This is a genomic window from Acrocarpospora macrocephala, from assembly GCF_009687865.1.
In the GTDB taxonomy this organism is placed as follows: domain Bacteria; phylum Actinomycetota; class Actinomycetes; order Streptosporangiales; family Streptosporangiaceae; genus Acrocarpospora; species Acrocarpospora macrocephala.
The window spans coordinates 50,314-64,211 of record NZ_BLAE01000055.1 but is presented as its reverse complement, the minus strand read 5'-3'; the positions used below and the strand labels follow the sequence as shown (position 1 = coordinate 64,211).

Annotated in this window: 10 protein-coding genes; 5 read left to right on the top strand and 5 right to left on the bottom strand. The window is 69.4% G+C overall.

The window, feature by feature from the left end; translation table 11 throughout:
- Nucleotides 1-45: 45 nt before the first annotated feature.
- The gene (locus tag Amac_RS38680; RefSeq protein WP_170322874.1) at nucleotides 46-2,355 is read right to left on the bottom strand and encodes a sigma-70 family RNA polymerase sigma factor; all 2,310 of its coding nucleotides are present in this window, start codon (nucleotides 2,353-2,355) and stop codon (nucleotides 46-48) included.
- 896 nt (nucleotides 2,356-3,251) lie between these two features.
- On the opposite strand from Amac_RS38680, the gene pyrE reads away from it, so the two are divergent.
- Complete coding sequence (pyrE, locus tag Amac_RS38675; RefSeq protein WP_155359389.1) at nucleotides 3,252-3,788, top strand: orotate phosphoribosyltransferase; 537 nt, start codon at nucleotides 3,252-3,254, stop codon at nucleotides 3,786-3,788.
- Here pyrE and Amac_RS38670 read toward each other — a convergent pair.
- Complete coding sequence (locus Amac_RS38670; protein WP_155359388.1) at nucleotides 3,760-4,197, bottom strand: hypothetical protein; 438 nt, start codon at nucleotides 4,195-4,197, stop codon at nucleotides 3,760-3,762. The two genes, pyrE and Amac_RS38670, sit on opposite strands and share 29 nt — an antisense overlap.
- A gap of 51 nt (nucleotides 4,198-4,248) precedes the next feature.
- A complete protein-coding gene (locus tag Amac_RS38665; protein WP_155359387.1) occupies nucleotides 4,249-4,935 on the bottom strand; it encodes a DedA family protein in 687 nt (228 codons plus the stop codon).
- Between the two features lie 121 nt (nucleotides 4,936-5,056).
- Between Amac_RS38665 and fbaA the strand changes: the two genes are divergently transcribed.
- The 4 genes from fbaA (at nucleotide 5,057) to Amac_RS38645 (ending at nucleotide 9,060) form a co-directional block, all read left to right on the top strand.
- Nucleotides 5,057-6,079, top strand: coding sequence for a class II fructose-bisphosphate aldolase (gene fbaA / locus Amac_RS38660; protein ID WP_155359386.1), 1,023 nt, complete (start codon nucleotides 5,057-5,059; stop codon nucleotides 6,077-6,079).
- 139 nt (nucleotides 6,080-6,218) lie between these two features.
- On the top strand, nucleotides 6,219-6,635 hold the full coding sequence (locus Amac_RS38655) for a DUF3151 domain-containing protein (protein ID WP_155359385.1): 417 nt from the start codon (nucleotides 6,219-6,221) through the stop codon (nucleotides 6,633-6,635).
- Nucleotides 6,636-6,803: 168 nt separating this feature from the next.
- Nucleotides 6,804-8,087 (top strand): adenylosuccinate synthase, encoded by a 1,284-nt coding sequence (locus tag Amac_RS38650; protein ID WP_155359384.1) that lies wholly within the window; start codon nucleotides 6,804-6,806, stop codon nucleotides 8,085-8,087.
- Nucleotides 8,088-8,136: 49 nt separating this feature from the next.
- Nucleotides 8,137-9,060 (top strand): glycerophosphodiester phosphodiesterase family protein, encoded by a 924-nt coding sequence (locus Amac_RS38645; protein ID WP_155359383.1) that lies wholly within the window; start codon nucleotides 8,137-8,139, stop codon nucleotides 9,058-9,060.
- Between the two features lie 11 nt (nucleotides 9,061-9,071).
- On the opposite strand, the gene Amac_RS38640 is transcribed toward Amac_RS38645, so the two are convergent.
- Together Amac_RS38640 and Amac_RS38635 are read right to left on the bottom strand one after the other, a co-directional pair.
- Nucleotides 9,072-9,701: a response regulator gene (locus Amac_RS38640; RefSeq protein WP_155359382.1), complete on the bottom strand. Its 630-nt coding sequence runs from the start codon at nucleotides 9,699-9,701 to the stop codon at nucleotides 9,072-9,074.
- Complete coding sequence (locus Amac_RS38635) at nucleotides 9,701-13,882, bottom strand: HAMP domain-containing protein (protein ID WP_155359381.1); 4,182 nt, start codon at nucleotides 13,880-13,882, stop codon at nucleotides 9,701-9,703. Before Amac_RS38635 ends, Amac_RS38640 begins: the two co-directional genes overlap by 1 nt.
- Between the last annotated feature and the right edge of the window lie 16 nt (nucleotides 13,883-13,898).

Genomic DNA, 13,898 nt, shown 5'->3' with positions numbered 1-13,898 from the left:
GCGCCCACCGCCGACCGTACCAGTTTGTCCTGCCATTTCCTCCCCCTACGACCGTGCGGGAACGCTTACCGCGGCCACCCCGATGAGCAGCACGTCGCGTTTGGTGCCGATGCGCAGGACCGGTTCCTGGCCCAGGACCGGATGGAAGGTGTCCACGTCGAGACCGAAGGTGTTCCAGTCTCCGGTGGTCGAGCCGTCGAAGACGTTGGCGGGGTCGCGGTCGCCGCCGTCGGGGCGCAGCGCGGTGTCGCCGAGCTTGACGGTGTCCCCGGTCAGGTCGGCGTCGCCGTCCCAGACGACCAGGTCAAGGCGGGCGGGTGAGGCCGTGGGGGTGAGTCCGTTGAGGGGCACGGTGAGCGAGCCGTCCTTGATCATTGTGGCCGCGTCCAGCACGGCCGCCTGACTGTACGGCTGCCGCCGCTGCGCGGCCACCACCACCAGCGCCCAGCCCGCGTGCCGGGAAACGCCGGGGACCACCGAGTCGTCGGCGACCCACCACCGGCCGCCTTCGCGCACGAGTCGTGTGACGTCAGCGAACGCCTGATACCCAGACCCGATCGGCATGGCCGCCTTGGTGACGTCCCCGGGCCGGACCGCCGTGTACTGCTTCTCGCCGGGACCCCGCAACAACACTTTGCGCGCCCGGCTGCCCGACCCCGACCAGTACAGCCCGGCCCACACGACTTTGGCGTCGTCCGGGAGATCCAGCTTGTGCCAGCTGGAGGCGCTCGTCTCCGCGTCGTCGTCCTGGTCGAGCGGGACCATCGACCACAGGTCGTTGTCCCGCCGTCCCGGTTCGCGGTGGCGGGCGTCGTCGCAGCCGGGTTGCACGGCGGGACAGCTGAGCAGGGTGTTGCCCGCGACCCGGGTCAGCACCCGGCCGTCGGCGGCGAACCTGGCCGCCGCTCCGGCCGAGCGCACGCCCGCCGGTGAGGTGGCCTTGAGTTTGAGGTCCCCCGCCCGGATCCTGAGCGATGGTCCGGTTCCTTCGGGCGCGTCCTCGGCCACGTGGACGCGCAGGAACAGGGCGGTGGTCTCCCCGGCGGGGAGCGCCTGCCGTACGCACCGGATGGAGTCGTCCGTGCGGCACGTCCAGCCGTCGACGGACCCCGCGGGGTCGACCGCGTTGCCGTAGCCGCCGCCGGAGGCGAGCACGCTGACGCCGCGCGGCAGGTGGATGGAGGCGGTCAGCTCCTCGGTCGGCCCGCTGCCGTGGTTGCGCAGGCGCATGCCGACGATGCCGGGCTTGTCGCGGACCAGCGCGCCGAGCGGATCGATGCTGGCGACCAGTTCGGGCCGGGTCACGCGTTTGGTGGGCGGCGGTTGCGGGGTCGGCTCGGCGCGGACCGGGGAGGGCCGGGGGCGTTCGACCGGTGGCTCCGGCTCGGGGGCCACGGTGGGCGGCGACGGGATCGGCGCGAGCGCCACCGGCTTCGGCGGCCTCGGTTCCTCGCCGGAGGCCAGCAGGAACGCGGCCCCCGCCACCGCCGCCGCGACCGCTCCCGCGGCGGCGGCCTGCTGGGACTTGGGCATCCGGCGGAACCAGCCGACGCTGCCCAGCACGCCGGTCCCGGCCTTGCCGAGCCCGGCCAGGTAGCCCGCCAGCACCGGACCGACGATCAGGGGGCCGATGATGACGCGCAGGCCCTGGTTGACGTCGGTCAGCTCCAGGAAGACCTCCCGGCAGTCGGCGCATTCGCCGACGTGGTCATCCACCACCCGGGTTTCCCGTTTGGCCAGACCTCCCCGGACGTACGACCCCATCTTGCCGAGCACCGGGCGGCAGGCCTGGCGTGGCGCGGTGGCCAGGTGCATCTGCAGGTACGCCTGTCTTAACCCTTCCCTGGCCCGGTACGCCAGCGCGGCCACCCCGTTGGCGGACAGGCCGAGCATCGGCGCGATTTCGGCGGCCTTGGCGTTTTCCACCTCGGTGTGCCAGAGCACCATCCGCCAGCGTTCCGGCAAGGAGAGGAACGCCCGCGCCACCAGCGAGCGCTCGAGACCGGCCAGGGCCGGGTCGACGAAGGGCACGCCGGGGTCGAACCGCTCGATCTCGTCGGTGGTGACGTTGTGCCGGTCGGCTGCCGTCCTGTCGTAGCTCATCCGGCGGACGCTGGTCAGCAGATAGGGGCGGAACGCGTCCTGCGGCCCGCCACCCCGCGAGATCAGGTCCAGGATCTTGGTGAAGGTCTCGGCGACCACGTCCTCCACCTCGGCCTCGCTCTGGACCAGCTGCCTGGCCAGCGAGCGGGCGGCGGCGGCGTGGCGCGCGTAGAGCGTGCCGTAGGCGGACGCGTTGCCGCCACGGATCGCGTCGAGCAACTCGGCGTCGCTTTGACGAACTTCAACACTCAATGTGACCTCACGATTACCTGGGGTTGCCTGGCAAATAATTCCGCAACCCGCGTCATCGCTAAACCGAAGTCCCGTCTTTCCCTGTGACAGGAAGGGAACTCGACGTGATTGAGCGAAGGAATCTCGGCAAAAGTGCGGAGATTTCCGACATACGCATAGAGGCCCTTTGGCGGGCGGGCAGCGTGGCCTGGGCTGTTCCGGCTGATTGGTGGGTGCCCGCCGTGGATGCGATGATCCGCGCTCTCCGCAGGGGCGAGAGCGTGGAGCGGGCGTGCGCGGCGCTGGGCGGAGCGCGGGCCAGGGCGGGGATCGGGGTCGCGGAGGGACTGACCGACCTGGCCGCGCTCTACGCCGCGCTCGGCCACGCCGAACCGCCGCTGCCCGCCGTGTGCGCCTTCGCGTCCGGGTGGGCCGAGGCGAGCCTGGCCCCGATCGCCGAGCTGACCTGTGTGGACACCCTGTCGGGTTTGGCCACGCCGCCGTACCTGCGTACGAGGCTGGCCGAGCTCTACCGGGAGGCGGCGGCCGGTGGCCCGCGTCCGGGCGCGAGCCACCGGCTCGTCGTCGTCTCTCTCGGCGCGGCGGCGGATCCTTTCGTGCGGATCGCCGACCTGCTGCGGGCCGCCGAGCTGGTGCGCGCCACCTTCCCCGGCGGGGACACGCTGGCGCTGCTCCCGCCCGGCCGGGTGGCGGCGCTGATCCGGGTCTGCCTCGCCGTCCGGGTGACCGCGCTGCGCCGGTCCCTGCGCGGGCTGAGCGCCGCGGTCGTGGCACACCGCCTGCCGGTAACCCTGGCGTCCGCCGTACGGCTGACGCTTCCTCAGACGCCGCCGGCGCCGGCTTCCCGCGGAGGGGGCGGGAACGGCGCCGGCGGCCCGGACCTACGCTTGAGCACCATGAGCGACCGCGAGAAACTGCTGGACCAGATCAAGAACAAGGGGGTCGTGCACGGCCGCGTCGTGCTCTCCTCGGGCCGGGAGGCCGACTGGTACGTGGACCTGCGCCGGATCACCCTGGACGGGGTGGCGGCCCCGCTGGTGGGCCGGGTCATGCTGGACCTGACCGAGGATCTCGGCTACGAGGCCGTCGGCGGCCTGACGCTGGGGGCCGACCCGGTCGCCACCGCGATGCTGCACGCCGCCGCCGCCCGGGGGCAGACCCTGGACGCGTTCGTGGTACGCAAAGAGGGCAAGGCGCATGGCTTGCAGCGGCGCATCGAAGGTCCGGACGTCACCGGGCGGCGGGTGCTGGCGGTGGAGGACACCACCACGACCGGCGGTTCGGTGCTCACCGCCGTGGCGGCGCTGCAGGAGGCGGGCGCGATCGTGGCGGGCATCGCGACGATCGTGCACCGGGGCGGCGACGAGAGCCTGGCGGCGACCGGCCTGCCCTACCGGACCGTCTTCAGCTTGGCTGATCTGGGGCTCGCCTGACCTCGAAGGCCTCCCGCTCCCCGGCGGCGCCCGGGGGGCGCGCCTTGCCGTTCTCCTCCACCTGTACGGTCCCCGCGTCGTCGAGCACCACGTCCAGCTCGGGCTCGAAGTGGCGGACGCGCTGCCCTTGCGTCAGTTCCTGGTCGGTCAGGATGTCGCCGCCGGGAACGCGCACGAACACCGGGCAACGCTCGGCGACGCAGACGATCTCCAGCGTGGGGGTCTTCGTGTCCGCCTCGGGCGTGGGGGTCGGGGACGGCGTCACCCGGATGGGCACCGAGGAGGCCTCGGTCGTGGGGTTGACCAGGGCGAGCACGCCCACCACGAGCAGGCCCAGCACCCCGACCGCCACCATGATGACGATGACCAGCCGGGCCGCTCCGAAGGGATCAGATCGGTGGCGTCCCACGTTTCACACGGTAGCGGGTCACGGGGCGTGAATCCGTACTAAAAGGTATCCTCAGCTGCCGGCTGCCTCGCGGTGGTGTTTGCCCTTGGGGTCGGGCGCGGGGGCCGCCGCTTTCCGATTTTTCATGATTTCCCGGATGATCGGGATGATGGAGAGCAGGATGATCACCGCGGCGCCGGGCAGGATGTAGCGGTCGACGTTGGGGATCCTGCTGCCGATGAAGTAGCCGAACAGCAGCAGGCCGTCGGTCCAGAGGACGCCGCCGACGATGTTCCACAGCAGGAAGCGCCTGCGGTCCATGCCGAGCATGCCCGCCACCGGGTTGAGGAACGTCCGGACGATCGGGATGAACCGGGCGAGCACCACGGCCTTCTCCGGTCCGAACTTCTCGAAATAGTGCTGGGCCTTCTCGACGTACTCTTGTTTGAAGAGCTTGGATTCCGGCCGCGCGAACAGGCGGGGGCCCGCCTTGGCGCCGATGTAGTGGCCTAACTGGGCGCCGGCGATGGCGCACACCGGCGCGCCGACCAGCAGCAGTCCCAGCGGGAAGGGGGTGTCGAGGCCGACCGCGCTGGCCACCTGCGCGGAGGCGCCCATCCCGGCCACCACCAGCAGCGAGTCGCCGGGCAGGAAGAAACCGATCAGCAGCCCGGTCTCGGCGAAAATGATCGTGAGAATGCCGATGAGGCCGAACGTGACGATCCACCATTCGGCGCTGAGAAGATTCGAGACGTCCATCGCGGACGAGCCTACCCCGGGCGACGCCAAACGGCGTAGAAGCCCTACGCTTCCCTCATCGGCCCGCGTTTCGGAATACTTGCACACGGCCAATCAGATGTGAACAGGGAGCTGACTTCCGATGCCTATCGCGACCCCAGAGGTCTACGCCGAGATGCTCGACCGGGCCAAGGCGGGTGGCTTCGCCTATCCGGCGATCAACGTGACGTCGTCACAGACGTTGAACGCCGCGCTGCGCGGCTTCGCCGAGGCGGAAAGTGACGGCATCATCCAGGTGTCGACCGGTGGCGCCGAATTCCTGTCCGGGACCACGATCAAGGACATGGTGACCGGTTCCGTCGCGCTCGCCGAGTACGCGCGCGTGGTGGCGGCCAAATACCCGGTGACCGTGGCGCTGCACACCGACCACTGCCCGAAGGACAAGCTGGACGGCTTCATGCGCCCGCTGGTCGAGATCTCCCGGGAGCGGGTGGCGCGCGGCGAGGAGCCGCTGTTCCAGTCGCACATGTGGGACGGCTCGGCCGTGCCGCTGGAGGAGAACCTGGAGATCGCGGCCGAGCTGATCGAGAAGTGCGCGGCGGCTCGCGTGGTCATGGAGATGGAGATCGGCGTCGTCGGCGGCGAGGAGGACGGCGTCGCCCACGAGATCAACGAGAAGCTGTACACCACGGCCGCGGACGCCATCGCCACCGCTGAGGCGGTCGGCCTGGGCGAGCGCGGGCGCTACCTGCTGGCCGCCACGTTCGGCAACGTGCACGGCGTCTACAAGCCCGGCGCGGTCAAGCTGCGCCCGTCCGTGCTCAAGGAGCTGCAGGACGCGGTGGGCGCCAAGTTCGGCCAGGACAAGCCGTTCGACCTGGTCTTCCACGGCGGCTCCGGCTCGCTGCTGGAAGAGATCCACGAGGCCATCTCGTACGGCGTGGTCAAGATGAACATCGACACCGACACGCAGTACGCGTTCACCCGTCCGGTCGCCGATCACATGTTCCGCAACTACGACGGCGTGCTCAAGGTGGACGGCGAGGTCGGCAACAAGAAGGCCTACGACCCGCGCGCCTACGGCAAGTCGGCCGAGGCGGGCATGGCGTCCCGGGTCGCCCAGGCCTGCCAGGACCTCAAGTCCGCCGGCACGAAGCTCCCGTAGAGCAACTCGCCGAGGGCCCTAATCCCGTGGCCGGGGTTAGGGCCCTTCGCTGAATTTTGTATAAATGATTACGGTCGGCATGCATCAGGTAGGTATGTCTAACGTGAATCCTCGCCCCAGGACGGGAGTCGCTTCGCCGATGGAACTGAACGAGAACCTGCTCGCCGGCCCACCGCCCACCCTGCTGCCCGACCACCAGGAAGCCCGGGAGATGATCGAGACCGGCTACAAGGCCGCCGACGTCGCCGCCCGCTTCCCCGCGTACTCGGCAGCCTGGGCGACCCTGGCGGACGACTACTTCGCCAAGGGCCACGCGGTCACCTCCTACGCCTTCGCCAGAACCGGCTACCACCGCGGCCTCGACCAACTCCGCCGCGCCGGCTGGAAGGGCCACGGCCCCATCCCCTGGGAACACGAACCCAACCGCGGCTTCCTCCGCTGCCTCAACGCCCTCGCCCGCGCCGCCCAGGCCATCGGCGAGAAAGACGAAGCCGAACGCTGCAACCAGTTCCTCCGCGACAGCAGCCCCGCCGCCGCAGACGCATTGGCGTCCTGACTGGGAGAACCCCCGCATCACCCCCTCAGCCCGCTTCGGGTAATCCTTGACCGTTGGTCGTATGCCTGCCGAGCCGGACAGGTGGACGATTTCAGGTACTCTCAGGTTGCAAGAGCCCCTGATAGCTATTGCGTCAGGGGCTTGGCTTTTGTGCGTGGGAGTTTGAACATGCCGGCTGTCGTTCTCGTGGGTGCCCAGTGGGGCGATGAGGGCAAGGGAAAGGCCACCGACCTCCTGGGGGGTGAGGTCGACTATGTGGTTCGCTACCAGGGGGGCAACAACGCGGGGCATACGGTCGTCATCGGCGATCAGAAATATGCGCTGCACCTGCTCCCGACGGGAGTGCTCTCGCCCGAGGTGATCCCGGTGATCGGGAACGGTGTCGTGATCGACCCGGGCGTGCTGCTCGGGGAGATCGACGGGCTGGCGCAGCGGGGGATCAACTGCGATCGGCTGCTGATCTCGGCCAGCGCGCACCTGATCATGCCTCACCACAAGGCGCTGGACAAGGTCACCGAGCGCTACCTGGGCAAGGCGAAGATCGGGACCACCGGCCGGGGCATCGGCCCCGCCTACAGCGACAAGATCAACCGGATGGGGATCCGGGTACAGGACCTGCTCGACCCGGGCATCCTGCAGAAGAAGATCGAGGGCGCCCTGCACGACAAGAACCAGATCCTCACCAAGATCTACAACCGCCGGGGCCTGGATCCGGCGGCGGTGCTGGAGGAGTATCTCGGCTACGCGGAGCGGCTGCGCCCGCACATCGCCGACACCTCGCTGGTGCTCTGCAAGGCCCTCGACGAGGGCAAGTTCGTGCTCCTCGAAGGCGGCCAGGGCACGCTCCTGGACATCGACCACGGCACCTACCCGTTCGTCACGTCCAGCTCGCCCACCAGCGGCGGCGCCTGCGCGGGTTCGGGCATCCCGCCGACCCGGCTGACCCGGGTGATCGGCATCCTGAAGGCGTACACCACGCGGGTGGGTTCAGGCCCGTTCCCGACCGAACTCCTCGACGACCAGGGCGAGTGGCTCCGCAAGACCGGCCATGAGTACGGCACCACCACCGGCCGCAACCGCCGCTGCGGCTGGTTCGACGCCGTCATCGCCCGCTACGCCACCCGCATCAACGGCGTCACCGACTTCTTCCTCACCAAGCTGGACGTGCTCTCCGGCCTGGAGCGGATCCCGGTCTGCGTCGGCTACGACGTGGACGGCACCCGTCACGACGAGATCCCGACCACCCAGACCGAGTTCCACCACGCCACGCCCGTCTACGAGGAGCTCCCCGGCTGGCAGGAGGACATCTCCAGCGCCAAGACCTTCGACGACCTCCCGCCGAACGCCCAGTCGTACGTGCGGGCCCTGGAGGAGATGAGCGGCGCCCCCATCTCCGCGATCGGCGTCGGCCCGGGCCGCGACCAGACCCTCCAGATCAGATCTCTCGTGTAGCGAGTGGCGTCCGCGGACCCCCGGGGTTGACCAGGTAGGGTTCGCGGGTGTGTACGGACATGTTGAGTTGCATGGCCATCGGGGCGCGCGGGGTCTGCGCCCCGAGAACACGCTGCCAGGGCTGGCGTTCGCGCTGGAGCTCGGCGTCGACGCGCTGGAGTTCGACGTCACGCTGACGGCCGACCGCCAGCTCATCCTCAGCCACGACCTGACGATCTCGGCCCTGACCAGCGCGGACACCACCGCGTTCACGCCGGGGGACGCGATGTTCCCCTACGTCGGCAAACCCGTCAAAAGCCTCACCCAATATCAGATCCGGACACTGGACGCCGGTGTCCGGCGGCCGAAGAAGGCCAACGATCCCTTCGCGGCCACCCAGGTCCCGATCCCCGACACCCGGATGCCCACCCTCGGCGCGGTGCTCGCCCTGGTCGGGGCGTACGGCGCGGACCAGGTCCGGCTGCACGTGGAGCTGAAATCCGACCCCACCCGCCCGGACCTATCCCCCGACCACCAGCTTTTCACCGACCTGGTCCTGGCGGAGCTGGCTCGCCACAACCGCGTCCAGACCTCGGCGATCCTCAGCTTCGACTGGCGCATCCTGCAGGCCGCCCGCGACGCGGTCCCGCACCGCTTCGCGCTGATCGAAGCCGACACCATCGACCCCGCCTGGCTCGCGGGCTTCGAGGTCCGCGACGTCGCCGACGACATCCCCGCCGCCGCCGAAGCCGTCGGCGCGACCGCCCTCTCACCCGACCGCGTGCTGATCGACCTGCCGCTGATGACCAGCGCCGCCCTGCGCGGCCTGCCGGTCGTGGCCTGGACGGTCAACGACCCAGAAGAGGCCGCGAGCCTCATCGACCTCGGCGTCGCCGGGATCGTCACCGACTATCCGGACCGCATGCGCGAGCTGTGGACGGGCCGGGGCATGCGCCTGCCTGCCCGATCCGTCCCCTTCGCCACGCGGCCATGACCTGAGGAACGTCAGGACAGCGCGTCGAAGCCCGCGCGGAGGTGGGCCAGCCGCTGGGCGAGGTCGGCCAGGGGGCTGGTCAGGGAGCTGTCGCCGGATTTGCGGGCGGCTTCCCGTACGCGGGTGAGTTCGTTCTCGGCGGCGGTGAGACGGCGGGAGAGTTCGGGCAGGACCGAGGGCTGGTCGGCGTTGCCGTTGGGGAGTTCGGCGGCCAGGCGTTCGCGGAGCAGGGCGGCCTGCTCGGTGAGGCGCTGGGTCATGTTGTAGAGCTCGACGAAGACCGCGACCTTGGCGCGGAGCACCCACGGGTCGAACGGTTTGGTCAGGTAGTCCACCGCGCCGGCCGCGTAGCCGCGGAAGGCGTAGTCGGGGGCGCTGTCGACGACCGTCAGGAAGATGATCGGGATGTTGCGGGTGCGCTCCCGGCGTTTGATGTGGGCGGCCGTCTCGAAGCCATCCATGCCGGGCATGCGCACGTCCAGCAGGATCAGCGCGAACTCGGTGCCGAGCAGCGCCTTCAGCGCCTCCTCGCCGGAGCGGGCCCGGACCGGGACCAGGTCGAGCGAGCTGAGGATCGCCTCCAGCGCGATCAGGTTCTCCTCCCGGTCGTCGACCATGAGGATCTTCGCGCGGTCGGGCATCAGCTTCCCTCCGCCGTGGTTCCGCGCAGCAGCCAGCCGCGCAGCCGTTCGAGCAGCCGGTCCACGTCCACCGGCTTGGGCACGTAGTCGGACGCCCCGGAGGCGATGCTCTTCTCCCGGTCGCCGCGCATCACCTTGGCGGTCAGCGCGATGATCGGCAGGTCGGCGAACTGCGGCATGCGGCGGATGGCCGAGGTGGTGGCCCAGCCGTCCATCTCCGGCATCATGATGTCCATCAGGACCAGGGCCACGTCCTCGTTGCGTTCGAGCTGTTCGATGCCCTCGCGGCCGTTCTCGCCGTACACGACGATGGAGCCGTGCCGCTCCAGGACGCTGGTCAGCGCGAACACGTTGCGGATGTCGTCGTCCACTATCAGGATCTTGGCGCCGGTGAGCGGGTCCTCGCCCTGCCAGTCGCGGCCGGAGGCGAGGTCGATCTCGGTGACCCGGCGGGGTTCCGGCAGGTCGGTCGGGAGCGGGATGTCCGGCAGCACGTCGTCGCTGTCGGCCTGGTAGTCGGCCAGGAGCATGCGGTCCCGGCGTTCCGCGGCGTAGGAGGCGATGGTGGCGGCGCCGCCGTCCCTGGCGGCCAGCGGTCCCGCGTACGACAAGGGCAGGTAGAGGGTGAACGTGCTGCCCTCGCCGGGGACGCTGTCGACGTGGATCTCGCCGCCGAGCAGGCGGGCTATCTCCCGGCAGATCGAGAGGCCAAGGCCGGTGCCGCCGTACTTCCGGCTGGTGGTGCCGTCGGCCTGGCGGAACGCCTCGAAGATCACTTCGAGCTTGTCGGGGGCGATGCCGATGCCGGTGTCCACCACCGCGAACGCGAGGATCTTGTCGGAGCTGCGGAGCGTCTCGTCGACATAATCCACCGAGTCGGGCGCGTGTGACACCTGCAGGCGTACCTCGCCCTTCGGGGTGAACTTGACCGCGTTGGAGAGCAGGTTGCGCAGCACCTGCTGCATGCGCTGCTCGTCGGTGCGCAGCTCGTTCGGCACGCTCGGGTCGACGTCGACGGTGAAGGACAGGCCCTTGTCCTGGGCCAGCGGCGCGAACGTGGCCTCCATGTAGTCCACCAGCGTGGGCAGCGACAGCTGCTGCGGGTGGATGTCCATCCGGCCGGCCTCCACCTTGGACAGGTCGAGGATGTCGTTGATCAGCTGGAGCAGCGCGGAGCCCGCGCCGTGGATGGTGCGGGCGAACTCCACCTGCTGCGGGGTCAGGTTGCCCTCGGCGTTCTCGGTGAGCAGCTTGGCCAGCACCAGCAGGCTGTTCAGCGGGGTGCGCAGCTCGTGCGACATGTTGGCGAGGAACTCGGACTTGTAGCGGCTGGAGACGGCCAGCTGCTCGGCCCGCTCCTCCAGGGTCCGCCTGGCCTGCTCGATCTGGAAGTTCTGGATCTCGATGGCCCGGTTCTGCTTGGCCAGCAGCGCCGCCTTGTCCTCCAGTTCGGCGTTGGACCTGCGCAGCTCCTCCTGCTGGCGCTGCAGCTCGTCGGAGCGCTCCTGCAGCTCGGTGGCCAGCCGCTGCGACTCCTTCAGCAGATCCTCGGTACGCGAGTTGGCGATGATCGTGTTTATGGTGACCCCGATGGTCTCCACCAGCTGCGCCAGGAAGTCCAGGTGGATCTCGCTGAAGTGGGTGAAGGAGGCCATCTCCAGCACGCCGAGCACCTGGTTCTCGAACAGGATGGGCAAGACCACGATCTGGGCGGGGTTGGCCTTGCTGAGGCCGGTCTCGATGGTGATGTAGTCGGCGGGGACGTTCTCCAGGATGATCTGCTGGGTCTCCAGCGCGGCTTGGCCGACGATGCCCTCGCCGAGCGCGAAGCGCTGCCGGGGGGCGGAGCCGGGCTGGATGCCGTACCCGGCGATCAGGGTGAGCTCGCCGTCGACCACCAGGTAGCAGGCGCCGTGGCTGGCCGAGACCAGCGGGGTCAGCTCGCTCATGATCAGGCGGGTCACCTCGATCAGGTCGCGGTGGCCCTGCATGAGGCGGGAGATGCGGGCCAGGTTGGACTTGAGCCAGTCCTGGTCCTGGTTGGTGTTGGTGGTGTCGACCAGGGTGGACACCATCGTGTTGATGTTGTCCTTGAGCTGGGCGATCTCGCCGGGCGCGTCCACGGTGATGGAGCGGGTCAGGTCGCCGCGGGCGACCGCGCTGGTCACCTCGGCGATGGCGCGCACCTGGGTGGTGAGGTTGCCGGCCAGCTCGTTGACGCTCTCGGTGAGGCGCTTCCAGGTGCCTTCGACGCCTTCCACCCGGGCCTGACCGCCCAGCTGGCCTTCCGAGCCGACCTCGCGGGCGACGCGGGTGACTTCGGAGGCGAAGGAGGAGAGCTGGTCGACCATGGTGTTGATGGTGGTCTTGAGGACCAGGATCTCGCCCTGGGCGTCCACGTCGATCTTGCGGGTGAGGTCGCCGTTGGCGACCGCCGTGGTCACCTCGCCGATGTTGCGGACCTGGTAGGTCAGGTTGGTGGCCATCGAGTTGACGTTGTCGGTGAGGTCCTTCCAGACGCCGGACACGCCGGGCACCCGGGCCTGGCCGCCGAGGCGGCCTTCGGTGCCGACCTCGCGGGCGACGCGGGTGACCTCGTCGGCGAACGCGGACAGCTGGTCCACCATCGTGTTCATGGTGTCCTTCAGCTGGAGGATCTCGCCCTGCGCGTCGACGGTGATCTTCTTGGACAGGTTTCCTTGGGCGACGGCGGTGGAGACGGCGGCGATCTGGCGGACCTGGGAGGTCAGGTTGTTGGCCATGAAGTTGACGTTGTCGGTGAGGTCCTTCCAGACCCCCGACACGCCGCGGACCTGGGCCTGGCCGCCGAGGCGGCCTTCGGTGCCGACCTCGCGGGCGACGCGGGTGACCTCGTCGGCGAAGGAGGAGAGCTGGTCCACCATCGTGTTCATGGTCGACTTGAGTTCCAGGATCTCGCCTTGGGCGTCCACGTCTATCTTGCGGGTGAGGTCGCCGTTGGCGACGGCCGTGGTGACCTGGGCGATGTTGCGGACCTGGTAGGTCAGGTTCTTCGCCATCGAGTTGACGTTGTCGGTGAGGTCCTTCCAGACGCCCGACACGCCCTTCACTTCGGCGCGCCCGCCGAGACGTCCCTCGGTGCCGACCTCGCGGGCGACGCGGGTGACCTCGTCGGCGAACGCGGAAAGTTGGTCCACCATCGTGTTGAGCGTGTCCTTGAGTTCCAGGATCTCGCCCTGCGCGTCGACGGTGATCTTCTTGGAGAGGTTGCCCTGGGCGACGGCGGTGGAGACGGCGGCGATCTGGCGGACCTGGGAGGTCAGGTTGTTGGCCATGAAGTTGACGTTGTCGGTGAGGTCCTTCCAGACCCCCGATACCCCCCGGACCTGGGCCTGGCCGCCGAGCTGGCCTTCGGTGCCGACCTCGCGGGCGACCCGCGTCACCTCCTCGGCGAACGCGGACAGCTGGTCCACCATCGTGTTCACGGTGTTCTTCAGCTCGAACATCTCACCGACCGCGTCCACGGTGACTTTCCGTGACAAGTCGCCGCGGGCCACCGCGGTGGTCACCACGGCGATGTCGCGGACCTGCGCGGAGACCCGGCCGGACATGGTGTTCACGGCGTCGGTCAGATCCCGCCACGAACCCGACATGCCACGCAGGTTGGCCCGGCCGCCCAGCTTGCCCTCGGTGCCCACGTCCCGGGTCACCCGGGTCACCTCGGAGGTGAACAGGGCCAGCTGGTCGACCATGCCGTTGATGGCCTTGCCCAGCCGCCGCACCTCGCCGCGGGCCGTCCGGTCCAGGTCGATGCGCCGGTTGAGATCGCCCTTGGCGACCGCGTCGATCACATCGGCGGCGCCGGTCACCGGCGTGACCAGGGCATCGATCAGATCGTTCACCGATTCGACGCTCTCCGCCCACGACCCGAAACCGGGGCCTGGGGTGAGCCGCTCGCCGAACCTGCCCTCCTTGACCACCTCGCGGCGGACCCGGCCCAGTTCGTTGGCCAGATGCTCGCGGCGGTCGGCCACCTCGTTGAGCAGCAGCCGGATCTCGCTCAGAATCCCAGGAGGCGTATGCGGCACTCGACGCCGGAAGTCGCCGTCACGCCACACGGTCAGCGTGTCCAGCAGGGGCCTGAGATCGGACTCCGAATATTGACGTTCGGTCTCATCCTTTTCAGCGATCGTGCGCATCATAAGGCCTCCTCACACG